Origin of the sequence: Sphingomonas sp. SORGH_AS_0870 (assembly GCF_031453175.1) — a bacterium.
GTDB lineage: Bacteria > Pseudomonadota > Alphaproteobacteria > Sphingomonadales > Sphingomonadaceae > Sphingomonas.
In genome coordinates this window covers 3,235,002-3,260,895 of sequence record NZ_JAVIYW010000002.1, presented here as the reverse complement: position 1 = coordinate 3,260,895, position 25,894 = coordinate 3,235,002, and the positions used below count along the sequence as shown (strand labels likewise).

Sequence of the window (25,894 nt, the reverse complement as noted above, 5' to 3'; positions counted from 1 at the left end):
GGGGTAGCCGTATCAAGCGGCCTCCCCGGCTTGCTTGTCCGCCAGGTCGCGGGCCGCCTCCAGCCAGCGATAAAGCTGGTCCAGCGATTGCGCATGGGCGGCGTGGCACCGCGTCTGTTCGGCGAAGCGATCCTCGGTCATGTCGGCGCGGAACGCCTCGACCGCGCGCTCGCGGTTCGCACGCGTCTCGCTTTCCTCCAGCATCACCTCGATGACCTTTTCCAGATCGCGCACGGCGATGGCGGGGTCGGACATCTTGCTGAAGAAGCTGAAGGCGAGGTCGCGGGTATAGTCGCGCGCGTCGATCGGGTCGACGTCCGTTGTCGCTAGGATTTCCTCGATTAGACTTTCGACTTCTCTGGAATCTCTTGTTGACCAAGCTGGATGGTCAATCGCAATGTCCAAGAGATGATTTTTCCAATTGCAAAGATATCGATCAACCAAATCAAGGCGACTTATCTCATCCATGTATCGATAGAGAACATGGGGGTACCGCATCAATCCCAGCAACAAGGCGCGCTTTAGGGAATAGTCAACTCCGCGGCCAACGTGTCGGTTGGCCTCGGCAACCGCCTGATGAAGTGCCGCCGCATTGACCCGTCGGATGCCGAAGACGTCGAAATAGCGCGACATCAAGGCGCGCTTATATTCGTAGGCCAGATCCTTGTGCGGGATCTGCTGCGCCAGTTCCTCCAGCCGCTGCTTCAGCGCGGCGCGCCCCTCGGGCGTGTCGGTCTGCGCCTGCGCGATCTCGGCCTGCCAGAGCAGGTCGCTGAGCGGGGTGGCGCGGGTGAGCACCGCCTCGAAGCCCGCCGCGCCCTTTTCCTGGACCAGATCGTCGGGGTCCTGCCCTTGCGGCAGGGTGACGAAGGACAGGCTCTTGCCCGGCTGGAGCAGGGGCAGCGCGCGGTGCGCGGCGCGGATCGCGGCCTTTTGCCCGGCGGCGTCGCCGTCGAAGCACAGGGTCGGCACGTCGACCATGCGCCACAGCCGTTCGAGCTGGTTCTCGGTCAGCGCGGTGCCGAGCGGCGCCACCGCCTCGGCGATCCCCGCCTGGGCCAGCGCGATCACGTCCATATAGCCCTCGACCACCAGCACGCGGCCGGACTTGCGCACGGCAGGCGCGGCGCGGTCGAGATTGTAGAGCGTGCGCCCCTTGTCGAAGAGGGGGGTGTCGGGCGAGTTGAGATATTTGGGCTCGCCTTCGCCGATGATCCGGCCGCCGAACGCGATCACCCGGCCGCGCGCGTCGCGGATCGGGATCATCAACCGGCCGCGGAACCGGTCATAGGGGTCCTTGCCATCGACCTTGATGAGCAGCCCGCACTCGATCAGCGCCGGATCGCCATAATCCTTCAGCGCGGCCTTCAGCTTGCCCCGGCTGTCGGGCGCGAAGCCCAGGCCGAAGGCGCGTGCGGTCTCGGGCGTCACCCGGCGACGGGTCAGCAATTCGCGGGCATCGCCGCCCGACAGGCCGCCCAGCTGTTCGGAGAACCATGCGGCGGCGTCCGCCATCGCATCGTGCAACCCCTTGGCCCGCTCCGCCTTCTGCGCGGCGCGACGGTCCTGTGCGGGGACTTCGAGCCCGGCGGCCTGCGCCAGTTCCTTGACCGCATCGATAAAGGGCAGGCCGCGCTGGTCGGTCATCCAGCGAATGGCATCGCCATGCGCCGAACAGCCGAAACAATGGTAAAAGCCCTTGTCGTCGTTGACGTAGAAGCTGGGCGTCTTTTCGTTATGGAAGGGGCAGCAGCCCTTATATTCCCGGCCCGCCTTTTGCAGCTTCACCGTCTTGCCGATCAGCGCCGACAGGCTCGTGCGAGCGCGAAGCTCGTCAAGGAATTGCGGGGTCAGGCTCATGGCGTCCGCGCGATTATAATGGGTAGCGAAAGAGGGGGTTTTTGGCAAGGGTCTGGGTGGGGTGGATGGTCCGGGTTTGCCCTCCCCTCGATCCCCTCCCGCTTGCGGGAGGGGAAGCACATTTGGCGGAGGACAGTTCTCTCCGCCGAGCGTTACAGGCTCCCCTCCCGCAGGCGGGAGGGGCTGGGGGAGGGCCTTTCCGCAAGCGTGCGCTCAATAATTGCAACAACGCCCTCCAGATTACCAAGAACGTCGTTGTTCCAGAAGCGGACTACCCGCCAGCCTTGGGCGTCGAGATAGCGGGTCCGGGCTTCGTCGTAAGCGGCTTGAGCGTCGTGCTGGCCACCATCGACTTCAACGATCAGCTTTTCCGATCGGGCGGCGAAGTCGGCGATGTACGGGCCGACCGGCACTTGGCGATTGAAGCGAACGCCTGCGACCTGCCGTCTCGACAAGGCCCGCCACAATCTGCGTTCGGCATCGGTCGGGTTTAGGCGAAGTTCTCGCGCCTGCCTCGTAGGGCGGTTTTCGCGGAAAGGTCGGGGGCCCTCCCCTCGGTCCCCTCCCGCCTGCGGGAGGGGATGCGGACTTTGCGGAGCGCAATCCTCTCCACGAAACCCGACAGGCTCCCCTCCCGCAGGCGGGAGGGGTTGGGGGAGGGGACCACGCTCGCGATCAGAACGATCCACCGGCCCCACTCCCCCATCACATCACGCCAACGCCGCCTTCACCAGCCCGCTGGCCTTGCTCATATCCAGCACCGCCGCATGCCGCGCCTTCAGTTCGGCCATCACCCGGCCCATGTCCTTCATGCCCGACGCGCCGATCTCCGCCTTGATCGCCTCGATCGCGGCCTTGGTCTCGTCCTCGGTCAGCGTCTGCGGCAGGAAGCGCTCGATCACCGCGACCTCGGCCTTTTCCTGGTCGGCCAGTTCCTGGCGACCGCCCTGTTCGTACATGGCGATCGATTCGCGGCGCTGCTTGACCATCTTCTGCAGCACTTCGATCACGACCATGTCGTCATCGGCGGGCGCTTCGCCGGTGCGGAGTTCGATGTCGCGGTTCTTGATGGCGGCCTGGATCAGGCTGATCGCCGCGCGGCTTTCCTTGTCGCCAGCCTTCATGGCGGCCACCTGCGCGGCCTTGATGTCGTCGCGAATCATGTTTTGTCCGTCTTGTCTGAAAGGCGGAGACGATAGCGCCCCGAACCGATCACGTGAACCGGTTGACGCGACGCCCGTATGGCCCTAGCGGACGCCACTTAGCGACATTGCAGACATTTTAGCAGGAGTGCCCGCCGATCATGGCCGACGCCAAGCCATTCGCCATGCCCGAAAAGCCTGAAGGCGCCACGGGCGTTCTCGTTCTGGCGAACGGAGACGTGTTATGGGGGCGCGGTTTCGGCGTCGAGGGTGATGCCGTCGGAGAGGTGTGCTTCCACACCGCGATGACCGGCTATCAGGAGATCATGACCGATCCGTCCTTCGCCGGGCAGATCATCACCTTCACCTTCCCGCATATCGGCAATGTCGGGGCCAACCCCGACGATATCGAGGCGGACGCGCCGCACGCGCTGGGCATGATCGTCCGCGAGGACCCGACCGCCCCGTCCAACTTCCGCGCGATGGAGAACCTTGCCGGATGGATGGCGCGGCACAACCGCATCGGCCTGGCGGGCATCGACACCCGCGCGCTGACCCGCCGCATCCGTGCAGGCGGCGCGCCCAACGGCGTGATCGCGCATTCGGCTTCGGGCGAGTTCGATCTGCCTGCACTGCTCGAAAAGGCCCGCGCCTGGCCGGGGCTGGAGGGCATGGACCTCGCCAAGGACGTGTCGACCGAGCTGCATTATGGCTGGGGCGAGACGCGCGAAGGCGGGTTGTGGCGGCTGGGCTTCGGCTATGCCGGTTCCGAGGGTGAGGATCGCCCGCACGTCGTCGCGATCGATTATGGCAGCAAGCACAACATCTTCCGCAACCTGGTCCAGGCCGGAGCGAAGGTGTCGGTGGTGCCTGCCACTGCTTCTTACGAGGACGTGATGGCGCTGAACCCGGACGGCATCTTCCTGTCCAACGGCCCCGGCGATCCGGCGGCGACGGGCGAATATACCGTGCCGGTGATCCGCCAACTGCTCGACACGGGTAAGCCGCTGTTCGGCATCTGCCTCGGCCATCAACTTCTGGGTCTGGCGGTGGGCGCCAAGACCACCAAGATGCACCAGGGTCACCGCGGCGCGAACCATCCGGTCAAGCGCCTGTCCGACGGTCTGGTCGAGATCACCAGCATGAACCACGGCTTCGCGGTCGAGCGCGAGACGCTGCCCGCCAACGCGCGCGAAACTCATGTGTCGCTGTTCGACGGGTCGAATGCGGGTCTGGAACTGACCGACCGTCCGGCCTTCTCGGTCCAGTACCACCCCGAAGCCTCGCCGGGGCCGCAGGACAGCTTCTATCTGTTCGAGCGGTTCGTGGGGTCGCTTCGGTGAATAGCTTAAGGCTTGTATCCGCTGTTGGCCTATATGGGCTGCTCGGTGGATGCGGGCTTATTTTCGGCAGTCCGATGACGAATGGCGAATTCTCGTTCGCCAAAAGTCGGTGCAAGCTGAACGGTGCCAAACTGGTTGGCGGAAGTTTCCTGACAGGACGCCCGTCGATCATCGAGGCACCGTTTGGCATCAAGCCCGGGGATTGGGACGCAAAGCTAGATTGTGTGGCGCGGCTGTTTGGCGGCGACGGCGTCATCAAAGCTCCTTCAAACAGCTTCGTATTTAGGTTTAAAAACTAATGCCAAAACGCACCGACATCTCCTCCATCCTCGTCATCGGCGCTGGTCCGATCGTCATCGGTCAGGCGTGCGAGTTCGACTATTCGGGCACGCAGGCGATCAAGGCCCTGAAGGAAGAGGGCTATCGCATCGTCCTGGTCAATTCGAACCCGGCGACGATCATGACCGATCCCGAGCTGGCCGACGCGACCTATGTCGAGCCGATCACGCCCGCCGTCGTCGCCAAGATCATCGAGAAGGAGCGCCCCGACGCGGTCCTGCCGACCATGGGCGGCCAGACCGCGCTGAACACCGCGCTGGCGCTGTTCCATGACGGCACGCTGGAGAAGTTCGGCGTCCAGATGATCGGCGCCGATGCCGAGGCGATCGACAAGGCCGAGGACCGTCAGAAGTTCAAGGTCGCGATGGAGAAGATCGGGCTGGAATCGGCCCGCTCGGCGATCGCGCATTCCGAGAAGGAAGCGCTGGAGGGGCTGGAGAAGGTCGGCCTGCCCGCCATCATCCGCCCCAGCTTCACGCTGGGCGGCACCGGCGGCGGCGTCGCGTACAATCGCGAGGAGTTCATCGCGATCGTCCGCGCCGGGCTCGACGCTTCGCCGACGACCGAGGTGCTGATCGAGGAGTCGCTCCTCGGTTGGAAGGAATATGAGATGGAGGTCGTGCGCGATCGCAACGACAATTCCATCATCATCTGCTCGATCGAGAATATCGATCCGATGGGCGTCCATACCGGCGACTCGATCACCGTCGCGCCCGCGCTGACCCTGACCGACAAGGAATATCAGATCATGCGCAACGCCAGCCTGGCGGTGCTGCGTGAGATCGGCGTGGAGACGGGCGGCTCGAACGTGCAGTTCGCGGTCAATCCCAAGGACGGCCGCCTGATCGTCATCGAGATGAACCCGCGCGTGTCGCGCTCATCCGCGCTGGCGTCGAAGGCGACCGGCTTCCCGATCGCCAAGGTCGCGGCCAAGCTGGCGGTCGGCTATACGCTGGACGAGATCGAGAACGACATCACCGGCGCGACCCCGGCTTCGTTCGAACCGACGATCGACTATGTCGTCACCAAGATCCCGCGCTTTGCCTTCGAGAAGTTCAAGGGCTCGGAGCCCGTCCTCTCCACCGCGATGAAGTCGGTCGGCGAAGTGATGGCGATCGGCCGCAACATCCATGAATCGATGCAGAAGGCGCTGCGCGGTCTGGAGACGGGCCTGAGCGGCTTCAACGATGTCGAGCAGCTGGCGGGCGCGCCGCGTGCCGAGATCGAGGCGGCGCTGGCCAAGGCGACCCCGGACCGGCTGCTGGTCGCGGCGCAGGCGCTGCGCGAAGGCTTCACCGTCGCCGAGGTCCATGCGATCGCCAAATACGATCCCTGGTTCCTGGAGCGGATCGCCGAGATCGTCGCGGCCGAGGCCGAGGTGATGCAGAACGGCCTGCCGCAGGACGCGGCCGGTATGCGCCGCCTGAAGGCGATGGGCTTCTCCGACAAGCGGCTGGCCTATCTGGCGCTGCAATCGGCGAACCTGCGCGGCATGGATCGCGGCATCGCGCGCGGTTCGGGCCTGATCCATGAGGTCGTCAAGATGATGACCGGCGGCGTGACCGAGCAGGAGGTGCGCGAGCATCGCCAGAAGCTGGGCGTGCGTCCGGTCTTCAAGCGGATCGACACCTGCGCGGCCGAGTTCGACGCCAAGACGCCGTACATGTACTCGACCTATGAGGCCCCGACCTTCGGCGAGCCCGAGGACGAGGCGGTGCCCAGCGACCGCAAGAAGATCGTGATCCTGGGCGGCGGTCCGAACCGGATCGGGCAGGGCATCGAGTTCGACTATTGCTGCTGCCACGCCTGCTTCGCGCTGGCGGATGCGGGCTATGAGACGATCATGGTCAACTGCAACCCGGAGACGGTCAGCACCGACTATGACACCTCGGACCGGCTCTATTTCGAGCCTCTGACCGCCGAGGACGTGCTCGCCATTCTCGACGTCGAGAAGTCGAAGGGCGAACTGGTCGGCGTGATCGTGCAGTTCGGTGGCCAGACCCCGCTGAACCTCGCCCGCGCGCTGGAATCGGCCGGTATCCCAATCCTGGGCACCAGCCCCGATGCGATCGACCTGGCCGAGGACCGCGAGCAGTTCGCGGCGCTGGTCGACAAGCTGAAGCTGCTCCAGCCCAAGAACGGCATCGCGCGCAGCCGCGAGGAAGCGCTGATCGTCGCCGAGCGTGTCGGCTATCCGGTGCTGATGCGCCCCAGCTTCGTGCTGGGCGGCCGCGCCATGGAGATTGTCGACGGGCCCCAGCAGTTGGAGGATTATATCCAGACGGCGGTGCAGGTGTCGGGCGATGCCCCGGTCCTGATCGACCAGTATCTGCGTGACGCGATCGAGGTGGACGTGGACGCGATCTGCGACGGCGACCAGGTCGTCGTGGCGGGCGTGCTCCAGCATATCGAGGAAGCGGGCGTCCATTCGGGCGACTCGGCCTGCTCGCTGCCGCCCTACAGCCTGTCGGCCGAGATCATCGCCGAGATCGAGCGTCAGGCCGAGGCGCTGGCGCGCGGCCTGAACGTGCGCGGCCTGATGAACATCCAGTTCGCGGTGAAGGACGGCCAGGTCTATCTGATCGAAGTGAACCCGCGCGCCAGCCGCACCGTGCCCTTCGTCGCCAAGGCGATCGGCACCCCCATCGCCAAGATCGCCGCGCGCGTCATGGCGGGCGAGAAGCTGGCCGACCTGCCGCAGATCGATCGCCACATCGATTATTATGCGGTCAAGGAAGCGGTCTTCCCCTTCGCGCGCTTCCCCGGTGTCGATCCGGTGCTGTCGCCCGAAATGAAGTCGACCGGCGAGGTCATGGGCATCGACCCCGACTTCACCACCGCCTTCGCCAAGTCGCAGCTGGGCGCGGGCACCGTCCTGCCGACCAGCGGCGCGGTCTTCATCAGCCTGAAGGACGGCGACAAGGAACAGATCGTTCCCGCCGCCCGGATGCTGGCGGAGGCGGGCTTCGCGATCGTCGCGACCGGCGGCACCGCCGATTATCTCGACCGCGCAGGGGTCACCGTCGAGAAGATCAACAAGGTGGCGCAGGGACGGCCGCATATCGTCGACCGGATCAAGGACGGCGGCATCACCCTGATCTTCAACACCACGGAAGGGTGGCAGAGCCTGAAGGACTCCAAGCCGATCCGCGAAGCCGCGCTGGGGCAGAAGATTCCGTACTTCACCACGGCCCCCGCCAGCATCGAGGCGGCCAAGGCGATTGCGGCTGCGGGCACCCGTGGTCTTGAAGTACGTCCCCTGCAATCCTACTATTCGCGTTCGCACAACTGATCCCGACATGAGAACATGATGTGCTGGCGGACCGCTTTCCCGGTTGGGAGGGCGGTCCGTACCGGGAATGCGTATGGAAGTGGGGACTAGGATTATGGCGACCGTCGAAAAGATGCCGATGCTCCAGGAGGGCTATGACAAGCTCACCCAGGACCTGCGGCGTCTGAAAGAGGAACGGCCGCTGATCGTCGACGCGATCGAGGAAGCGCGTGCACACGGCGACCTGTCCGAAAACGCCGAATATCATGCGGCCAAGGAACGGCAGGGCCAGGTGGAGGCGACGATCGCCGACATCGAGGACAAGCTGAGCCGTGCGCAGATCATCGATCCGAAGGACTTGTCGGGCGACAAGATCGTGTTCGGCGCGACCGTCACGCTGCTCGACGAGGACGACAAGCCGGTCAAGTACCAGATCGTCGGCCAGACCGAGGCGGACGCCAAGACCGGCCGGATCAGCTACAACTCACCGCTCGGCCGTGCGCTGATCGGGCGCAAGCTGGACGAAGAGGTCGAGGTGACGGTGCCGTCGGGCGACCGCTATTATCTCGTCAGCAAGATCGAATTCATCTGATCCGATGAATTGGGCAGCGGCACGCGCGACGACGGCCATCGCGGTCGTGACGGCGGTCGTGTCGCTGTTGCTGATCGTCACGGGGCTGGTGCCCGATGCGGCGATCGGGGCGGGTTTCATCCCGTTGCGGTTCGAGGGGGCGGCGCTGCCCCCCGATCTGGGCTTTGCGGTGCCGACGCTGCTGACCCCGCTGACCGCCACGCTGATCCATGGCGGTTTTGCGCATATCGCGTTCAACCTCGTCATGCTGGTCTATTGCGGCGCGCAGGCGGAGCGGGCGCTGGGCGCGCGGGGGATCGTCGTCCTCTATGTCGTCGGTGCCTATGCGGCGGCGCTGGCGCAATATTTTCCCGATCCGGGTTCCGCCTCGCCGATGATCGGGGCGAGCGGCGCGATCTCGGCGATCGTCGGTGCCTATGCGCTGCTCTTCGGGCAGCGGCGGGCGACCCGTGGGATTGCCGGGCTGTCGGCCGAATTCACCCATGTCCTGTGGCTGGCGGCGGGGTGGATCGGCATCCAGCTGCTGCTGGGCTTTGCGGGCATGGGGATGGGCGCGATCGCGGTGGGCGCGCATATCGGCGGGTTCATCGCCGGGCTGGTCTTCGCGAAGCCGCTGCTGCTGTGGCGCTACCGTAACGCCTGAGCCGGGCTCAATCAGTCTGGTCATAGTAGATGCGCCACACACCCAGCCCGCGCATCAGCATCGCTCGGTGCTAACGGAGCGGGGGCTGCGGCCCAACCCCCGATCGGCCTGGGCGAAGTCGAAGGCCATGCCCCCGACCTCGCCCGGCAACCCGGATCAACCCAGCGTCGGCTCGAGCAGGCGGTGCAGGTGCACCACGACGAACTTCATCTCCGCATCGTCCACGGTGCGCTGCGCGGCGGCGCGCCAGGCCTTTTCGGCACTGGCATAGTCGGGGAACACGCCCACCACTTCCAGCGCGGAGGGATCGACGAAATCGAGGGTCTGCGGATCGCTGACGCGGCCGCCGAACACGAGGTGCAGCTTGCTCATGGTGTCTCCTGATGGGGTTTGCCTGTCCCTAGCGACAAGCGCGGCCGGATTGAAGATGCTGTTTCGCGTCGCAACGCTTTGTCATGTCCGTTGGTGGGGGGAAGGTGACAGGGGTGCCCCTGTCATTCTAGAAGTTGGGAATGAGTCAGACCGCCGCGCCCGCTTCGCCCGTCGCCTATGATGTCGTGATCGTCGGCACCGGCCATGCCGGCGCGCAGGCGGCGATCGCACTGCGCCAGGAAGGCTTTGGCGGCACGATCGCGATGATCGGCGAGGAAGCCCATCCCCCCTATGAACGCCCGCCCTTGTCCAAGGAGTATCTGGCCGGGGACAAGCCGTTCGAGCGTATCCTGATCCGCCCCGAACGCTTCTGGGACGAACGCGCGGTGACGCTGCGGCTGGGCGAGCGGGTGATCGCGGTCGATGCCGAGGCGCGGCTGCTGACGACCGAGGCGGGAGCGATGGTCGAATATGGTTCGCTGATCTGGGCGGCGGGCGGCCATGCGCGGCGGCTGACCTGTGCGGGGCATGACCTGGCGGGGGTGCACGGCGTGCGCAGCCGCGCCGATGTCGACCGCCTGATCGCCGAGCTTCCGGCGGTGCGCGAGGTGGTGGTGATCGGCGGCGGCTATATCGGGCTGGAGGCGGCCGCGGTGCTGACCAAGTTCGGCAAGCAGGTGACGATCGTCGAGGCGCAGGACCGGGTGCTGGCGCGGGTCGCGGGCGAGACGCTGTCGCGCTTCTACGAGGCCGAACACCGCGCGCATGGCGTCACCGTCCGGCTGAACGAGAGCGTCGCCTGTATCGAGGGCGAGACGGCGGTCTGCGGCGTAAGGCTGGGCGACGGGACGGTGCTGCCCGCGCAGATGGCGATCGTCGGGATCGGCATCGTCCCCTCGGTCGAACCGCTGGTCGCGGCGGGGGCGGCGGGCGACAATGGCGTCACCGTCGATGCGCAGGGGCGGACCAGCCTGCCGCATGTCTTCGCGGTCGGCGACTGCGCGGCGCATGCCAATGCCTTTGCGGGCGAGGCGGTGATCCGGCTGGAGTCGGTCCAGAACGCCAACGACCAGGCGACCGTCGTGGCGCGGACGCTGGTCGGGCGCGAGGTCGCCTATCACGCGGTGCCGTGGTTCTGGTCCAACCAATATGACCTGAAGCTGCAAACGGTCGGGCTGTCCACCGGGCATGACCAGGCCGTGCTGCGCGGCGACCCGGCGACGCGCAGCTTCTCGATCCTGTATCTGCGGGAGGGGAGGGTCGTCGCGCTCGACTGCGTCAACGCGATGCGCGACTTCGTCCAGGGCAAGCCGCTGGTCGTGGACGGCGCGGTGCTGCCCGCCGAAATGCTGGCCGACTCGACCCAGCCGCTCAAGGCCCTCTGGGCCCGGCCCTAGCGGCGCGGGCGGTTGCGTGAAAAAAACGTCACATTGATATGTTGTAACGCAACCGACCTTTGGATATGCGCCCCCTCCACGGGAGTAATGTCATGTTCATCCATCGTTTGCCGACGCGGTTCGGCCGCGCATCCTTGTCGTTCGTCGCGCTGATCCTGGCGACCGGCCCCGCCATGGCGCAGACCCGCAAGGAGGCGGCGGCGCCGGACGATCATGGCGACATCGTCGTGCTGGGCACCCGGTCGCAGCGCGATTCCACGCTCGGCTCCGACCTGTTGACCCGCCGCATGTCGCAGTCGAGCCGCTCGCTGGAGCGCGACCTGCTGGTCGCCAACGGCACCTATCGCCTGTCCGACGCGCTGGAATTGTTCAGCGGCATCAGCCAGCAGAATAATCGCGGCGGCTTTATCGACAATTTCGCCATTCGCGGCTTTCTGGGGACGCCGGACGGCGGCGCGGAATATTATATCGACGGCTTCCTCGCCAATCGCGGCCTCGCCCCGCCGCGCGACCCCGCCACCACGGAGCGGATCGAGGTGCTGAAGGGCCCGGCGGGCGCGGTGTTCGGCGATATCGATCCGGCGGGCCGGGTGAACATCGTGTCGAAGACGCCGCGCTTCACCCCGGCGGTCAACGCCACGGTGATGGTGGGATCGTTCAACACGCGCCGCGCCGAGCTGGATGTGACGGGGCCGTTCTCCGACACGCTGGCGGGGCGCATCGTCGTCGCGGGCGAGGATTCGGACGGCTATCGCGACTATACCAACCCGTCGCGCCGCGTCGTCTCGCCCTCGCTGACCTGGCAGCCGCACGCCGGAACCCGCCTGACCGCGCTGGCCGAATATACGCGGTTCGCCTCCGCCTTCGATCGCGGCGTGCCCGCCATCCGGGGCGACGCGCTGGCCATTCCGTCCAACCGCTATTTCGGCGAGCCCGCCGACGGGCTGCATCATGCCGACAATACCCGGCTGCAACTGACCGGCGAGCATGGGCTGGGCGGCGAATGGTCGATCAATGGCGGGGTGAACTGGCGCTATACAACCTTGCGCGGCTTTTCGAGCGACCAGTCCAGCCTGCGTTCGGACAACCGCACGCTGTGGCGGCAACGGCGCGAGCGGGGCTATGAGGCGACCGACTTCTCCGCCCGGATCGAGCTGGCGGGCCGGTTTAACGCCTGGGGCGTCCATCATCCCAGCATCGGGATCAAGGGCTATACGCTCGACTATCTCGAACTGCTGCGCCGTTTCCGCCCGTCCGCCGCGCGCCCCTATGCCATCGACGTCTTCAATCCCGTCTATGGCCAGCCGCGCCCGGCGGTCGCCAATTTCACCGACCAGCGCGAGAAGCGGGCGGTCGGAACGCTGTATGCGCAGGACATGTGGGACGTCACCGACCGGCTGACCCTGACCGGGGGCATCCGCTTCGACACCTATCGCCAGAAGCTGCGCCGCAACCTGACCGGGCTGGAGACCGAGGCGACGGGCGATCCGGTCAAGTTCCGCTTCGGCGCGCGCTACCGCGTCACCGACGCGATCGCGGTCCATGGCAATTGGGGCGAGTCCTTCCTGCTCAATTCGGGAACCGGCCGACCGACCGCCGACAATCCGCAGGGGCCGTCCTTCGGCCCCGAAGAGGCCAAGGGGTATGAACTGGGCATCGCCGGTCGCTGGCCGGGGGTGAACGTCGCGGCGACCTTCTTCGACATCGAGAAGCGCAACATCCTGACCAACGATCCGGTCGATCCCAACTTCCTGGCGCCGGTCGGTTCGCTCAAGAGCCGGGGTGTCGAGCTGGACGCCTCGCTCGATCTGGCGAAGCGGTGGCAGGTGGTGGCGAACTATGCCTATGTCGACGCCCGCGCCGACGACCGTACCTTCGCCACGCCCGACGTGCTGAACGTCGCCAAGCATTCGGGGACGCTGTTCGTCGTCGGCCGCTATCCGACCGGCTGGGGCACCGACTGGTCCGTGTCGGCGGGGGCGGCCTATGTCGGCGATCGCGCGGGGGCAGTGGACAATAGCGGCCTGCGTTTGCCCGCCTATACCAAGGCCAAGATCGCCGGAGAGATCGGCGTCACGCCCGCGCTGACCGTCCGGGCGGAGGCGGACAATCTGTTCGACGTCCATTATGCGATGAGCTCCTACAGCCCTGTCTGGGTCTATCCGGGTGCACCGCGCACGGTTCGCGTGTCGGCCAGGGTCGCCTTTTAAGACAAGCAGCTTGCGCCCACCCCGCGCCTTATGTCAGATTTAATGCAAAGGTTTGCAGGAGAGTCTGATGCGCTGGCGCAACGTCATGGCGGCGGGGGTGGGCATGGTCGCCCTCGCCGCCCCGGTATCGGCACGGGTCACCGCCCCGGCGGGGGCGAGGATGTTCCGCCTCGACGGTGGCGGGGTCACCTACGCCATGGGGGTGGACGAGAAGGGCTATCTCCAGCCGCTCTATTGGGGATCGTCGCTGGCAGACGGCGACCCGCTGGTCTCGGGCGATCCGGTCAAGACCGGCGACCCCATCGTGTTGAAGGCGCCGGGTGAGCTGTCGGGCTTCGACCCGGCGGGGTCGGTCACGCTCCAGGAGTTTCCGGGGCAGGGCGAGGGGCTGGTCAGCGAACCGGGCGTCAAGGCGCTGTTCGCCGATGGCAATCGCGATCTCGTCCTGAAATATCGCAGCCACAAGGCCAGCGGCGAGACGCTGACCGTCGAGCTGGCCGATATCCGCCGCCCCCTGTTCGTGACGCTGACCTATATGATCGATCCCGAGACGGGGATCGTGGCGCGGTCGGCGCGGGTCCGCAACGGCGATACCCGCCCGGTGCGGGTCGACCAGCTCGCGGCGGCGGTCTTCTCGCTGCCGGTGGGGGATGATTACCGGCTTCACTATCTGACCGGCCGTCATGCCGCCGAATGGACGCGGAAGACGGTGCCGGTCGAGGCGGCGGAGACCGTGCTGGAAAGCCGTCGCGGCTCGACCGGCCATGGCAATAATCCCTGGTTCGCGATCGGTCGCGAAGGACTGACCAGCGAGGTCCATGGTCCGGCCTGGTATGGCGCGCTCGCCTGGTCGGGGTCGTTTCGGATCAGCGTGGCATCGGACAATCTGGGCCGGGTGCGGATCGCGGGCGGTTACAACCCCTATGACTTTTCGTGGACGCTGAAACCGGGCGAGTCGCTGGACACGCCGGTCTTCTATGCGGGCTATTCGGACAAGGGGCTGGGCGGCGCGTCACGGACATTCCATGACTTCGAGGTCGCCAACATCCTGCCGCACGGGCGTAAGGCACGGCTACGGCCCGTCCTGTACAATAGCTGGGAGGCAACCGCCTTCGACGTGACCGAGGCGGGGCAGATGGCGCTTGCTGAGAAAGCCGCCAGGATCGGCGTCGAGCGTTTCGTGGTCGATGACGGCTGGTTCGGCGCGCGCAACAGCGACAAGGCGGGGCTGGGCGACTGGACGGTCAATCCAGCCAAATTCCCGAACGGGCTGAAACCGCTGATCGACCGGGTCAAGGGGCTGGGGATGGACTTCGGCCTGTGGGTCGAGCCCGAGATGGTCAATGTCGACAGCGACCTGTACCGCGCGCATCCCGACTGGGTGCTGAACTTTCCCGGTCGCCCGCGGACCGAGGGGCGCAACCAGCTGGTTCTGAACCTCGCGCGGACCGATGTGCGCGATCACCTGCTCGCCGTGCTCGACAAGTTGGTCGGCGAGAACGACATCGCCTTCCTCAAATGGGATTATAACCGCAACTGGACCGAGGCGGGCTGGCCCGAACAGCCCGTCGTCGACCAGCAGCGCGTCTATGTCGACTATGTCCGCAACCTGTATTTCATCCTGTCCGAACTGCGGCGGCGGCATCCGAAGCTGGAGATCGAGGCCTGTTCGGGCGGCGGCGGACGGGTCGATCTGGGGATCATCGGGCTGACCGACGAGGTCTGGCCTTCGGACAATACCGATCCCGCCGACCGGCTGACCATCCAGGACGGCTTTACGCGCGCCTATCCGGTGGCGGTGATGATGGCCTGGGTCACCGACAGCCCCAATTGGGCGAATACCCGCGTCACCAGCCTCGACTACCGCTTCCTGTCGTCGATGCAGGGCGGGCTGGGGATCGGCGCGAATCTCGACAAATGGGGGGAGGGCGACTTCGCCACCGCGCGCAAATGGGTGGCGGCGTACAAGACGATTCGCGAGACGGTGCAGCGCGGCGCGCTCTATCGGCTGGAGTCCCCGACCGGCGACAATGCGACCGCCGCGACCCTATATGTCGGGCAGGACAAGCGGCAGGCGGTGCTGTTCCAGATGCTCCACTCGTCGATGTGGCGCGACAATCCCGCCGCGATCCATGCGCAGGGGCTGGACCCGGCGCGGGTCTATCGGGTGCGGATGCTCGACGGTGCCGACCGCCCGGCGGGCGTGCCCGCGCGCGCGTCGGGCGCCTATTGGATGAACCGGGGACTGCGCGCGCCGCTCAAGGGCGACTTCGTCGGCACCGCCTTCGTGTTCGAGGCGGAATGACGAAAAAAGGCGAGGACCCGATGGTCCTCGCCTCCATTTTCGATCCTGTCAGGCGCGGATCACAGCGCCAGCGGCTGCGCCTTCAGCTTGCGTGCGCGCAGCATGCCCAGGCCCAGAACGGCGAGCGCGAACAGCGCGATCGTGCCGGGTTCGGGAACCGAGGTCGGTTTCAGGAAGGCGATATTGTCGACCTCGAACGAATCGGTCGGCGAGGTGAAGCGCAGGCCGCCGATCTGGCGTCCGGTGCTGGGATCGACCGTATAGGTGACGTAGCGATTATTGTCGCTGGTCGTCCCTGTCTTGAGGAGACCGTTGGCGATGTCGGCGCCGGTGATCGTCGCGATCGTCTTGCCCAGCGTATCGAGGATGTCGAGCGAGTTGAACGAGTCGATCGTGCCCCACAGGAGGCTGACCGCGCCCCAGCCGGTCGAGCCGGTGCCCTTCAGCTCGGCCACCGTGCCGTTGGTCGCGCCGACGGCCAGATAGTTGCCGCTGCCGCCGGACGGCTGGATCGCGCCCTTATAGGCGCCCGTGCTGGTCGAGTCGTTCAGGACCGTGCCGCCGTTCAGCGAGAAGCCCGACGGAATGCCGTTGGTGAAATCGATCACCGTCGTGTCGCGCGCATAGACGGGCGGCACGAGATACGAGGTCGAGCTGACCCCGGCGGACGCAGGAGCCGCCGCAGAAAGGGTGGCGATGGCCGCCATCACGCCGAGAAGAACCTTTTTCATATCACCATCGTTACAATTTGCTGGCCGAGCCATGCCTAGCCGGGGACAGCTTTTCAAAAGGTTTCGCGAGGGTCCGCTGTGTCAGGCGTTTCGATGTGGAACAGGCGGGTCACCGCGCCAGCGCGCGTTCGGTATCCTCGCGCGCCTGTTCGACCAGCACGATCGTCGCGGCGCGGGCCGCCGCCGCGTCGGACTCCGCGATGGCGGCGAAGAGCTGGCGATGCTCGGGCATGGAGTCGCGCGGCAACTTGGCGCTGCGATGCTTGTAGAGCGTCGTCCAGCGGACCGCCGCGCCGATGCTGCCCGACAGGCTGATGAGCAGTTCGTTGCCGGTCGCCTCGAGGATGATGTTGTGGAACTGCTGGTCGGCGGCGCGCCCCTGTTCGGTGTGCAGGCCATGCTCGCCCATCGCCTCCAGCGCGGCGCCCATGCGCGACAATTGCCGGGTATCGCGCTTAAGCGCGGCCAGCTCGGCGGCGGCGGGCTCGACGATCAGGCGAAGCTGGAACAGGCTCTGGACGAAGCCCGCGGGCGGTTCGCCCTCGAACATCCAGGCGAGCAGTTCGGGGTCGAGCAGGTTCCACTCCAGCCGCTCGCGCACCCGCGTCCCCGCCTTGGGCTTGCTGACCACCAGCCCCTTGGCCGACAACATGCGCAGCGCCTCGCGCACGACCGAGCGCGATATGCCGCGCTGCTCGGCGATCTCGACCTCGCCCGGCAGGGTCGATCCGGCGGCGATCCGGCCGGTCACGATGGCGACGCCGATGTCGCGGGCCAGCGCGCTGTGGGCGGGCCCGCGTCGCTTCAATATCGTCACTTGGCTGCTTCCTTCCGGGCCGATGTCCGCGCGCCGATCCCGGCACATGTCTGACTAGTCTATGGGGCGGGGCGTCGAAAGGAAAGCTTGCGGCGCGCGGAGCCCTTGCACGTCAATGATATAATGTACCATAGGTAGCCGGACAGTTGCCCTGACGCTTCCGTCGCGGCACGATGGCGCATCAACCGATCCAGAGGGGGATCCGTTTTTTCCATGACCTTCCGCACCTGCCTGCTTGCCGCGAGCGCGCTCGCGATCCTGTCCCCGGCCTCGGCCCAGCAGACCCCCGCCGCCTCCACGCCCGTCCAGGTCGTGACCGACTCCACGGTCAGCGACATTCCCGCCCATTTCACCCCGCCGACTGACGTCGCCGAGCGCGATTACATCAAGCGCGAGGTGATGATCCCGATGCGCGACGGCGTGAAGCTCTACACCGTCATCGTGATACCCAAGGGCGCGGTGAACGCGCCGATCGTGCTGACCCGCACCCCCTATAACGCCGCCGGCCGCGCCAAGCGGTCCGACAGCACCAGGATGATCGAGGCGCTGCCGCTGGCCGACGAGGAGTTCGTGAAGGCGGGCTATATCCGCGTCTATCAGGACATTCGCGGCAAATATGGCTCGGAGGGCGAATATGTCGTGACCCGTCCGGTCATCGGCCCGCTGAACGCGACCAAGGTCGATCACACGACCGACGCCTATGACACGATCGACTGGCTGGTGAACAAGGCGAACCTGCCCCAGTCCAACGGCCGGGTCGGGATGATCGGGTCCTCGTACGAGGGCTTCACCGTCGTCATGGCGCTGCTCCATCCGCACCCCGCGCTGAAGGTCGCCGCGCCGGAAAGCCCGATGATCGACGGCTGGATGGGGGACGACTGGTTCCATTACGGGGCCTTCCGCTTCGCCAATATCGGCTGGATCGGTTCGCAGACCGGCTACAAGGGCGAGGGCAAGGCGCCGTCGAGCGGCGGTTACGACGATTACGAGAATTTCCGCCATGGCTCGGCGAACGACTGGGCCAGGAAGTCGGGCTATGACCAGTTGCCCTTCTGGCAGCGGATCGTCCAGCATCCCGCCTATGACTTCTACTGGCAGGGCCAGGCGCTCGACAAGCTGCTGGCCGCCAACCCCTCCAACGTGCCGACCATCTGGGAACAGGGGTTGTGGGACCAGGAGGACATGTACGGCGCGATCACCTCGTGGGAGGCGCTGAAGGCCAAGGGCAAGCTGGGCAACAACTTCCTGGTGATGGGCCCGTGGCGGCACAGCCAGATCAACCGCACCGGCACCAGCCTGGGCCCGTTCCAGTGGAATGGCGACACCGCCAAGCAGTTCCGCGAAAATATGGTCCTGCCGCTGTTCAACCAGTATCTGAAGGACGGTGCGCCCGCCAACCTGCCCAGCGCCGCCATCTACAATACCGGCGAAAACCATTGGGACAGGCTGACCCGCTGGCCGCTGGCCTGTCAGAGCGGGTGCGACGCGCCGCTGACCCCGCTCTATCTGGCGGACGACAAGGGGCTGAGCTTCGACAAGCCGGGCAGCGGGGAGGATTCCTATGTCTCCGACCCCGCCAATCCGGTTCCGCATCTGTCGCGGCCGGTCAATTTCAACGATGGCCGCTGGGGCGACTGGCTGGTCAGCGACCAGCGTCATGCCGATGGCCGGACCGATGTCGTCACTTATACCGGGCCGGTCCTGACCAAGCCGGTGCGGGTGTCGGGCGCGCCGATCGCCGACCTGTTCGCGCGCACGACCGGCACCGACGGCGACTTCGTGGTGAAGGTCATCGACGTCTTCCCGCCCGAGGATGCGATCGACCCCAAGATGGGCGGCTATGAGCTGCCGATCAGCCTCGACATCTTCCGGGGGCGCTATCGCAACAGCTTCTCCAACCCGACCGCGATCCCGGCGGGCAAGGTGCAGGAATATAAGTTCCGCCTGCCGACCGTGAACCATGTGTTCCAGCCGGGACACCGGATCATGATCCAGGTCCAGTCCAGCCTGTTCCCGCTCTACGACCGCAATCCCCAGACCTTCGTGCCCAATATCTTCACGGCCAAGGCGGGCGATTACCGGAAGGCGACGATCACGCTGGAACGCGGCGGTGCCAATCCCAGCCGGGTCTGGCTGCCGGTCGTGCCGCTCGACCAGTCGGCGGCGATGGCGCGCTGATCCGACCAGGGCGCGGGCGGGAGCGGGCGGTGCCGCGTTTCCGCCCGTTCCCGGACGAGGTTTAACCCATCACGGCCACCTAGCCCCTTGGAGGCGGCGGCCGGTAAGGCTATCTGAAAGACGTGGCTCTCTCCCCGTCATCCCGTGCGTCCCTGACCTTGCCCGACGACGCGATCGGATCGGTAACCGCCAATCCGGACGTGGCGCGCCGCTATCTGGCGCTGGTGGCCGCCGCCACCGACCGCCTGATGGCCGCCGACGATCCCGCGGCAATGATCGATGCGCTGTTCGCCCTGATCCGCGACGAGCTGGATCTCGACGTCTATTTCAATTTCCGCCGCGACGATCGCTCCGTCCGGCTGGAGGCGTCGGGCGGCCTGTCGCGCGCGCAACGCACCGAGGCGGCGACGCTCGACATGACCCAGTCCGCCTGCGGGCAGGCGATGCGCGAGCGCCGGGCGCTGCACCTGACCGACATCCAGGAAAGCGGCGAGGTGCGGACGTCCTTCGTCCGTTCGCTGGGGATCGATGTCTATCTGTGCATGCCACTGCTCCACGGCGATCAACTGCTCGGCACGCTGGGCTTCGGTCGGCGCGCGGCCCGGCCGTTCGGCGAGGATGAGCGGCGGCTCCTGACGCTGTTGTGCCATTATGTCGCGCTGGCGCAGCACCGCTTGCGGATCGAGGAGGCGCTGCGGCACGGGATCGAGACCCAGGCACGCTTGCTCGACGAACTGAACCACCGGGTCCGCAACGCCTTGCAGGTCGCGATCGGGCTGGTGTCGCACGAGGTCCGCTCGGCCAGCGACACCGCGACCCGCGCCGCCCTGTCGCGCGCGGCCGAGCGGTTGCAGGTGCTGGCAAGCGCGCATCGCCCGCTCTACGCCACCGCCGAGCCGGGGCTGGTCGATCTGGCGGCCTTGTTCGGCGACGTGATCGCGCAGTTGCGCGGCGACGCGGCGGTGGGCGCGGTCGCGGCGGAAGGGCCCGTGCCGGTGCCGATCGAGCGGGCGGTGGCGGCGGCGCTGCTGCTCGACACGCTGCTGGAAGGCGGGGCGGCGGTCCCGCATATCGCGATGCATCCATTTCGGGCGGGCGGGAACGAAATGCTGCGCATTGCGTTTCAGGGGCCCGGATGGGGACGCCATGTCGATCTTGTCGAACGTCATCGACTGGTCGCACGGCTTTGCCATCAGTTGCGCGCGACGCTGACGAACGAGGATGATGGGTGCCTGATCTTGGTCATGCCGCATGACGGTGGCGAATACGGGACTGGTATCCGATAATTCCGCATTCGATGCCGATGGCCTCGACCTGCTGATCATCGAGGACGAGGCGCTGGTCGCGATGCTCGTCGAGGATGCGCTGACCCTGCATGGTCACAATGTGATCGGCATCGCGGACACCGTGTCGGCGGCGCTGGAACTGGCCGATGCGCAGCGCCCCGACCTGGTCCTGTGCGACGTCAAGCTGGCGGACGGCGACAGCGGGCTGACCGCCGCGCAGCTACTGGCCGAGCGTGGCATTCCCAGCATCTTCCTGAGCGGCAACTGCCCGGAACGCGGCGGCCATCCGCTGGTGATCGGCTGCATCGCCAAGCCGTTCCGGCCGGGCAGCCTGGCCGCGGCGGTCCGCGCGGCGCATCGTGCGGCGCAAGGGGAGCGGCCGAGCGATCCGCCGCCCGCGCTGCGCTTCTATTCCGAACCGCGCTGAGGAAGGCCATCGGAGGGAAAGGGTGGTCGAGGCGACGCGGCGTTCAGTCCTGCGATGGCGACGCGGCGGACGACCCGGCGGACGACCCGGTGGGCAGGGCGTCGATCTCCGCCCCGACCGCCTGGTCCAGCTTGTCGAGAATGACGCTCAGCTGCCCCACTTCCTCGTCGGTCAGGCTGTGGAGCGCCAGGCCGGTCAGTTCGCGGCGCAGCGGTTCGGTCTGGCGGATGACCTGACGCCCGCTCTCGGTGATGGCAAGTCGCTTGGCCCGCCGGTCGTCCGGGTCCGGGATGCGGACGAGCAGCCCGTCCCGCTCCATCGTATCCACCGCCTGGGTCACGGTGCGCGGTGCCAGGCTGAAGCATTCGGCGATGTCGGCGGCGCGTACCGGCGCGTTGTTCGCGATGAACAGCAGCATCTTGGTCCGCGCGAGCGATGCGCCCTGCGCCGCCATGCGGCGGTCCAGCAACCGGTGAAGCCGCATATAGATGCGGCCGTAGCGAAGCATGAGAGAGTCACGGTCAACCATATTATGAGGTAACTCAATAAATGGTCTTGCCTTATGCTGCAAGTGCGTCCAAATACACCGCCAAGTTCCATTGATTCCATCGACAGGGGGCCCGGCATGGCCGATGCTAACCAAGTGAATGAGGGGCAGGGCGCGAACGCCGCCGACACGACCCCCGATGACGAAAACAAGGCACCGGCCTCCCCCGCCAAGAAGCGGCGCATCCGTGTCATCCTGCTCGTCGTCGCGGCGGTCGCGGTGATCGGCGGCGTGTTCTGGTATGCGAATTACAAGAGCGTCGGCCAGTATATGCAGTCGACCAACGACGCCTATATCCAGGCGGATGCCGTCACGGTCGCGCCCAAGGTCTCGGGCTATGTCGACAAGGTGTTCGTCGGCGAGAACCAGAACGTCCAGGCGGGCCAGCCGCTGCTCCAGATCGACACGCGCGACTATCGCGCCCAGACCGCGCAGATCGAGGCGCAGATCGGCGTCGCCCAGGCCAATGCGCAGGGCGTCCAGGCGCAGATCCGCGAGCAGCAGGCCGCGATCGACCGTTCCGAGGCCGATCTCCGCGCTGCGCAGAGCGATGCCGCCTTCGCCCAGGCCGAGGTCGTCCGCTACACCCCGCTCGCCGCATCGGGCGCGGAAAGCCGCGAGCGCCTGTCGCAGCTCCAGAACCAGGCGCGCCAGGCCAATGCCAAGGTCGCGGCGGCCAATGCCGCGCTGTCCGCGTCGCGTCGCCGCATCGGCACGCTGAACGCGCAGGTCCAGCAGGCCCGTTCGCAGGGCGAGGCCGCCCGGGCACAGCTCGACGCCGCCGAGGTTAATCTTGGCTCGACGATGATCCGTGCCTCGATCGCGGGGCGTGTCGGCAACAAGACGGTGCGGGTCGGCCAGTTCGTCCAGGCGGGCACGCGCACCATGTCGATCGTGCCGGTCAGCCAGCTTTATATCAGCGCGAACTTCAAGGAAACGCAGCTGGGCCTGATGCGTCCCGGCCAGCCGGTGAAGATCGAGGTCGATGCGCTGCCGGGCGTCGAGATCAAGGGCCATGTCGAAAGCGTGGCACCGGGCACCGGCGCGCAATTCTCGCTGCTGCCGCCGCAGAACGCGACCGGCAACTTCACCAAGATCGTGCAGCGCGTACCGGTCCGCATCGCGGTCGACGCCGACGATCAGACCCGCGCGCTGATGGTGCCGGGCATGTCGGTCGACGTCACGGTCGACACCCGTTCGGCCAAGGGCGCGCTGAAGCGCATCGCCGAGCAGCAGGACCAGCATAACGAGGCGCGGGAGGGGGCGCAGCGCCGGTGAGCGCCGCCGCCGCCCCGACGGGGGCCAAGGCCGGATCGGTCGCCCAGCCGGGCGGCACACCGGCCAAGGCCGACCTGACCGCCTGGCTCGCCGTCGCGGCGGGCAGCATCGGCGCGCTGATGGCGACGCTCGACATCTCGATCGTCAACTCGGCGCTGCCCACCATCCAGGGCGAGATCGGCGCCAGCGGCACCGAGGGGACGTGGATCGCGACCTCCTATCTGGTCGCCGAGATCATCATCATCCCGCTGTCCGCCTGGCTGGAGCGGTTGCTGGGGCTTCGCACCTTCCTGCTGATCGCCTCGATCCTGTTCACCGGCTTCTCAGTGGTGTGCGGGCTGTCGACCAACCTGACGATGATGATCATCGGGCGCGCAGGGCAGGGGATCACCGGCGGCGCGCTGATCCCGACCGCGCTGACCATCATCGCCACGCGCCTGCCGCGCGAGCAACAGCCGATCGGCACCGCCTTTTTCGGCGTCACCGCCATTCTGGGCCCCGTGATGGGGCCGCTGATCGGCGGCTGGCTGACCGAGAATATCAGCTGGCACTATGCCTTCTTCCTGAATCTGCCGGTCGGTGCGGTGCTCGTCACGCTGCTCCTCGTCGGCCTGCCGCACCAGAAGCCGCATCTGTCCGAGCTGGCCAAGGCCGACTGGCTGGGCATTGCGGGGCTGGCGCTGGGGCTGGGCGGGCTGACGGTCGTGCTGGAAGAGGGGCAGCGCGAGCAATGGTTCGAGTCGCGCGAGATCATCGAGCTGACCATCCTGTCGATCTTCGGCTTCGCGCTGTTGTTCGCGGGCCAGTTCGTCGCCTCGCGGCCGGTCATCCGCCTGAAGCTGCTGCTCGACCGCCAGTTCGGCAGCGTGGTCATCATGGGCATCGTGCTGGGCATGGTGCTGTACGGCACCTCCTATGTGATCCCGCAGTTCCTGGCCTCGATCGCCGGATATAACGCGTTCCAGGCGGGCAAGGTCGTGCTGCTCAGCGGCATCCCCAGCCTGTTGATGATGCCCTTCACCCCGATCCTCATCAAGAAGGTCGATATCCGCATCGCGGTGGGGCTGGGGCTGGGCATCATGGCGCTCAGTGCGGGGATCGACACCGTGCTGACGGCGGACTCGACCGGCGGCTCGTTCACGGACTCGCAGCTGTTGCGCGGGGTCGGCACGATCCTGGGCATGTTGTTCCTGAACCAGGCGGCGATCTCGTCGGTGCCGCCGTCGCAGGCCGGGGACGCCGCCGGGCTGTTCAGCGCGGCGCGCAACCTGGGCGGATCGTTCGCGCTCGCCGGGATCGCGACCGTGCAGGACCAGCGCAGCTTCCTGCACCAGCAACGGCTGGAGGAGTCGCTGTCGGCCAATTCGCAAGCCGTGCAGGACTGGCTGTCTGGCCTGACCCGCCAGTTCGGGAGCAGCGAGGCGGCCTATCGTATGATCGGCAGCACCATCCAGCAACAGGCGCTGGTGATGACCTATAACGACCTGTTCTTCATCCTGTGCGTCGGCATCCTGATGGTGATGCCGCTTGTCCTGTTCCTTCGTCCGCTGCCCAAGGGCGGCCCCGTGGCGATGCATTGAGGCCCGTGATGCGCAAGCAGCTTTCCCTGATCCCGCTTCTTCTGCTGGGGGCCTGCACCGTCGGGCCGAACTATGCCGGGCCGCCCAAGGCCATCGGCTCCGCCGCGACGCCGCCCGCCGGGTTCGTCCGCGCCGACACCACGCTGGCGACGACCGCGCCCGCGGTGGCCGACTGGTGGACGACGCTGAACGATCCGATGCTGACCTGGCTGGAAGAGCAGGCGCTGGCGTCCAATCCCAATGTCGCCGTCGCCCAGGCGCGGTTGAAGCAGGCGCGTTCGGCGCTGCGGCTGGAGCGCGCCAACCAGGCGCCCAACGCCAATGCCAGCGCGACCTATCTCCACGCCGATCTGCCCGCGCTGAACCTGGGTGGCGGGGGAGAGCAGGGCGGCGCGAACGGCAATGCGTCGGGCGGTTCGGGCGGCGGGACCAGCGTCGACTTCTTCAATCTGGGTTTCGACGCCAGCTGGGAGATCGACCTGTTCGGCGGCCGTCGTCGGACCGTGGAGGCCGCGCGCGCCAGCGCGGCGGCGGCCGAGGCCAATGTCGCCGATGCGCAGGTCTCGCTGAGCGCCGATGTCGCCCAGGCCTATATCGGGCTTCGCGATGCGCAGCAGCGGCTGATCCTGGCGCGCGACGCCTCGCGGATGCAGCGCGACACGCTGAACCTGACGCTTCAGCGGTTCAACAACGGTGCCGCCTCGCAGCTGGAGGTCGAGCGGCTGCGCAACCAGGTCGAGAGCACCGATGCGCAGATCCTGCCGCTCTCGGCCTCGGTCGAGACCTATCTCAATGCGCTGGCGATCCTGATCGGCGAGGCGCCCGGCACGCTCGACCAGCGGCTGGGCCAGCCGGGCAAGGTGCCGCTGCCGCCCGCGCAGGTCGCGGTGGGCGATCCGACCGCACTGCTCCAGCGTCGCCCCGACATCCGCGCCGCCGAGCGCAACCTGGCGGCGCAGACCGCGCGGATCGGCGTGGCGGAGGCGGCGAAATTCCCGCGGCTCAACCTGATGGGGATCATCGGCATCGGCGGCACCTCGCTCGACGCGCTGACCGATCTCGACAATCTGGTGACGCTGGGCGCGCCGATGTTGCAATGGAATGTGCTGAACTTCGGTCGCGCCAATGCCCGTGTCGGCCAGGCCGAAGGCGCGCGCGACGAGGCGGAGGCGCAGTATCGCGGCGTAGTGCTGTCGGCGCTGCGCGATGCCGAGGACGCGCTGTCGCGCTTCCGCGCGCGCCGCAACACGGTGGCGACGCTGGCGCGGGCCAAGGCATCGGCGGATCGCTCGGCGGCGCTGATGCAGCAGCGTTACCGCGCGGGCACCGCGACCCTGATCGACACGCTGGATGCGGAGCGCCAGCGCGTGTCTGCCGACCAGTCGCTGTCGCAGGCGGTGGCCGGGCTGACCAACGATTACGTGGCGCTGCAAAAGGCGCTCGGCCTGGGCTGGCGGGCGTCGTCCTAAGGCGAGCCCATATTCAAGATAGCTTTTTCCCCTCTTCCCTCTGCGAGGGGCGAGGGACGGAAAAGCATCGCTGAATGTCGGTCGGCTTTAAATCCTCCCCATCGTCA

At 66.8% G+C, this 25,894-nt stretch carries 21 protein-coding genes; 14 read left to right on the top strand and 7 right to left on the bottom strand.

All coding sequences use genetic code 11. The features are described 5' to 3' along the window. Positions 1–12: 12 nt before the first annotated feature. The 3 genes from dnaG to QE363_RS15020 form a co-directional block, all read right to left on the bottom strand. Positions 13–1,860, bottom strand: coding sequence for a DNA primase (gene dnaG / locus QE363_RS15030; RefSeq protein WP_309696529.1), 1,848 nt, complete (start codon positions 1,858–1,860; stop codon positions 13–15). 152 nt (positions 1,861–2,012) lie between these two features. Further along, on the bottom strand, positions 2,013–2,327 hold the full coding sequence (locus QE363_RS15025; RefSeq protein ID WP_309696527.1) for an endonuclease domain-containing protein: 315 nt from the start codon (positions 2,325–2,327) through the stop codon (positions 2,013–2,015). Between the two features lie 243 nt (positions 2,328–2,570). Then, positions 2,571–3,023 carry a GatB/YqeY domain-containing protein gene (locus QE363_RS15020; RefSeq protein WP_261270902.1) on the bottom strand — a complete coding sequence of 151 codons (453 nt, stop codon included), beginning with the start codon at positions 3,021–3,023 and terminating at the stop codon, positions 2,571–2,573. Between the two features lie 140 nt (positions 3,024–3,163). Between QE363_RS15020 and carA the strand changes: the two genes are divergently transcribed. From carA to QE363_RS14995, 5 genes are all read left to right on the top strand, one after another. Further along, positions 3,164–4,345 (top strand): glutamine-hydrolyzing carbamoyl-phosphate synthase small subunit, encoded by a 1,182-nt coding sequence (gene carA / locus QE363_RS15015; protein WP_309696524.1) that lies wholly within the window; start codon positions 3,164–3,166, stop codon positions 4,343–4,345. A gap of 74 nt (positions 4,346–4,419) precedes the next feature. Next, positions 4,420–4,644 carry a hypothetical protein gene (locus QE363_RS15010; RefSeq protein WP_309696521.1) on the top strand — a complete coding sequence of 75 codons (225 nt, stop codon included), beginning with the start codon at positions 4,420–4,422 and terminating at the stop codon, positions 4,642–4,644. Next, positions 4,644–7,976 (top strand): carbamoyl-phosphate synthase large subunit, encoded by a 3,333-nt coding sequence (gene carB, locus QE363_RS15005; RefSeq protein WP_309696520.1) that lies wholly within the window; start codon positions 4,644–4,646, stop codon positions 7,974–7,976. The genes QE363_RS15010 and carB overlap by 1 nt, the downstream gene beginning before the upstream one ends. Positions 7,977–8,070: 94 nt before the next feature. Beyond that, positions 8,071–8,547 carry a transcription elongation factor GreA gene (gene greA, locus QE363_RS15000; RefSeq protein WP_183953050.1) on the top strand — a complete coding sequence of 159 codons (477 nt, stop codon included), beginning with the start codon at positions 8,071–8,073 and terminating at the stop codon, positions 8,545–8,547. Positions 8,548–8,551: 4 nt separating this feature from the next. Continuing rightward, on the top strand, positions 8,552–9,190 hold the full coding sequence (locus QE363_RS14995) for a rhomboid family intramembrane serine protease (RefSeq protein ID WP_309696517.1): 639 nt from the start codon (positions 8,552–8,554) through the stop codon (positions 9,188–9,190). A gap of 156 nt (positions 9,191–9,346) precedes the next feature. Here the strand turns inward: QE363_RS14995 and QE363_RS14990 are convergent, their stop codons facing one another. Further along, entirely contained in the window at positions 9,347–9,562 is a 216-nt protein-coding gene (locus QE363_RS14990) for a DUF4170 domain-containing protein (RefSeq protein WP_307099894.1), read from the bottom strand. Between the two features lie 140 nt (positions 9,563–9,702). Between QE363_RS14990 and QE363_RS14985 the strand changes: the two genes are divergently transcribed. The 3 genes from QE363_RS14985 (at position 9,703) to QE363_RS14975 (ending at position 15,474) form a co-directional block, all read left to right on the top strand. Further along, positions 9,703–10,959: an FAD-dependent oxidoreductase gene (locus tag QE363_RS14985; RefSeq protein ID WP_309696514.1), complete on the top strand. Its 1,257-nt coding sequence runs from the start codon at positions 9,703–9,705 to the stop codon at positions 10,957–10,959. Positions 10,960–11,051: 92 nt separating this feature from the next. After that, complete coding sequence (locus tag QE363_RS14980) at positions 11,052–13,169, top strand: TonB-dependent siderophore receptor (protein WP_309696512.1); 2,118 nt, start codon at positions 11,052–11,054, stop codon at positions 13,167–13,169. Positions 13,170–13,329: 160 nt separating this feature from the next. Then, positions 13,330–15,474: an alpha-galactosidase gene (locus QE363_RS14975; RefSeq protein WP_405053223.1), complete on the top strand. Its 2,145-nt coding sequence runs from the start codon at positions 13,330–13,332 to the stop codon at positions 15,472–15,474. Positions 15,475–15,533: 59 nt separating this feature from the next. Here QE363_RS14975 and QE363_RS14970 read toward each other — a convergent pair whose 3' ends face one another. Beyond that, the gene (locus QE363_RS14970) at positions 15,534–16,205 is read right to left on the bottom strand and encodes a PEP-CTERM sorting domain-containing protein (RefSeq protein ID WP_309696508.1); all 672 of its coding nucleotides are present in this window, start codon (positions 16,203–16,205) and stop codon (positions 15,534–15,536) included. Between the two features lie 109 nt (positions 16,206–16,314). Beyond that, positions 16,315–17,022 (bottom strand): FCD domain-containing protein, encoded by a 708-nt coding sequence (locus QE363_RS14965; RefSeq protein ID WP_309696505.1) that lies wholly within the window; start codon positions 17,020–17,022, stop codon positions 16,315–16,317. Between the two features lie 213 nt (positions 17,023–17,235). Here QE363_RS14965 and QE363_RS14960 point away from each other — a divergent pair, with 213 nt between their 5' ends. The 3 genes from QE363_RS14960 to QE363_RS14950 all read left to right on the top strand — a co-directional run bounded on the left by QE363_RS14960 (position 17,236) and on the right by QE363_RS14950 (position 20,913). After that, entirely contained in the window at positions 17,236–19,200 is a 1,965-nt protein-coding gene (locus QE363_RS14960; protein WP_309696503.1) for a CocE/NonD family hydrolase, read from the top strand. Positions 19,201–19,358: 158 nt separating this feature from the next. Further along, positions 19,359–20,486 carry a GAF domain-containing protein gene (locus QE363_RS14955; RefSeq protein WP_309696501.1) on the top strand — a complete coding sequence of 376 codons (1,128 nt, stop codon included), beginning with the start codon at positions 19,359–19,361 and terminating at the stop codon, positions 20,484–20,486. Next, positions 20,452–20,913, top strand: a complete 462-nt coding sequence (locus QE363_RS14950; protein ID WP_309696499.1) for a response regulator — start codon at positions 20,452–20,454, stop codon at positions 20,911–20,913. The genes QE363_RS14955 and QE363_RS14950 overlap by 35 nt, the downstream gene beginning before the upstream one ends. 43 nt (positions 20,914–20,956) lie before the next feature. Here QE363_RS14950 and QE363_RS14945 read toward each other — a convergent pair whose 3' ends face one another. Beyond that, the gene (locus tag QE363_RS14945) at positions 20,957–21,421 is read right to left on the bottom strand and encodes a MarR family transcriptional regulator (protein WP_309696497.1); all 465 of its coding nucleotides are present in this window, start codon (positions 21,419–21,421) and stop codon (positions 20,957–20,959) included. Positions 21,422–21,538: 117 nt separating this feature from the next. Between QE363_RS14945 and QE363_RS14940 the strand changes: the two genes are divergently transcribed. Genes QE363_RS14940 through QE363_RS14930 form a run of 3 tightly spaced genes read left to right on the top strand, consistent with a single transcriptional unit; the run spans position 21,539 to position 25,787 of the window. Beyond that, entirely contained in the window at positions 21,539–22,738 is a 1,200-nt protein-coding gene (locus QE363_RS14940; protein ID WP_309696496.1) for an HlyD family secretion protein, read from the top strand. Next, positions 22,735–24,318, top strand: a complete 1,584-nt coding sequence (locus QE363_RS14935; RefSeq protein WP_405053191.1) for an MDR family MFS transporter — start codon at positions 22,735–22,737, stop codon at positions 24,316–24,318. Before QE363_RS14940 ends, QE363_RS14935 begins: the two co-directional genes overlap by 4 nt. An 8-nt stretch (positions 24,319–24,326) precedes the next feature. Then, positions 24,327–25,787, top strand: a complete 1,461-nt coding sequence (locus QE363_RS14930; RefSeq protein WP_309696494.1) for an efflux transporter outer membrane subunit — start codon at positions 24,327–24,329, stop codon at positions 25,785–25,787. Positions 25,788–25,894 lie beyond the last annotated feature (107 nt).

What these genes read in the sequence shown, in the direction of transcription:
- greA (WP_183953050.1), top strand. Translation starts at nt 8,071, where the DNA reads ATGGCGACCGTCGAAAAGATGCCGATGCTCCAGGAGGGCTATGACAAG.
- QE363_RS14995 (WP_309696517.1), top strand. Translation starts at nt 8,552, where the DNA reads ATGAATTGGGCAGCGGCACGCGCGACGACGGCCATCGCGGTCGTGACG.
- QE363_RS14950 (WP_309696499.1), top strand. Translation starts at nt 20,452, where the DNA reads ATGACGGTGGCGAATACGGGACTGGTATCCGATAATTCCGCATTCGAT.
- QE363_RS15020 (WP_261270902.1), bottom strand. Translation starts at nt 3,023, where the DNA reads ATGATTCGCGACGACATCAAGGCCGCGCAGGTGGCCGCCATGAAGGCT.
- carB (WP_309696520.1), top strand. Translation starts at nt 4,644, where the DNA reads ATGCCAAAACGCACCGACATCTCCTCCATCCTCGTCATCGGCGCTGGT.
- carA (WP_309696524.1), top strand. Translation starts at nt 3,164, where the DNA reads ATGGCCGACGCCAAGCCATTCGCCATGCCCGAAAAGCCTGAAGGCGCC.
- QE363_RS14930 (WP_309696494.1), top strand. Translation starts at nt 24,327, where the DNA reads ATGCGCAAGCAGCTTTCCCTGATCCCGCTTCTTCTGCTGGGGGCCTGC.
- QE363_RS14945 (WP_309696497.1), bottom strand. Translation starts at nt 21,421, where the DNA reads ATGCTTCGCTACGGCCGCATCTATATGCGGCTTCACCGGTTGCTGGAC.
- QE363_RS14985 (WP_309696514.1), top strand. Translation starts at nt 9,703, where the DNA reads ATGAGTCAGACCGCCGCGCCCGCTTCGCCCGTCGCCTATGATGTCGTG.
- QE363_RS14940 (WP_309696496.1), top strand. Translation starts at nt 21,539, where the DNA reads ATGGCCGATGCTAACCAAGTGAATGAGGGGCAGGGCGCGAACGCCGCC.
- QE363_RS15010 (WP_309696521.1), top strand. Translation starts at nt 4,420, where the DNA reads ATGACGAATGGCGAATTCTCGTTCGCCAAAAGTCGGTGCAAGCTGAAC.
- QE363_RS14960 (WP_309696503.1), top strand. Translation starts at nt 17,236, where the DNA reads ATGACCTTCCGCACCTGCCTGCTTGCCGCGAGCGCGCTCGCGATCCTG.
- QE363_RS14975 (WP_405053223.1), top strand. Translation starts at nt 13,330, where the DNA reads ATGTTCCGCCTCGACGGTGGCGGGGTCACCTACGCCATGGGGGTGGAC.
- QE363_RS14980 (WP_309696512.1), top strand. Translation starts at nt 11,052, where the DNA reads ATGTTCATCCATCGTTTGCCGACGCGGTTCGGCCGCGCATCCTTGTCG.
- QE363_RS14970 (WP_309696508.1), bottom strand. Translation starts at nt 16,205, where the DNA reads ATGAAAAAGGTTCTTCTCGGCGTGATGGCGGCCATCGCCACCCTTTCT.
- dnaG (WP_309696529.1), bottom strand. Translation starts at nt 1,860, where the DNA reads ATGAGCCTGACCCCGCAATTCCTTGACGAGCTTCGCGCTCGCACGAGC.
- QE363_RS14990 (WP_307099894.1), bottom strand. Translation starts at nt 9,562, where the DNA reads ATGAGCAAGCTGCACCTCGTGTTCGGCGGCCGCGTCAGCGATCCGCAG.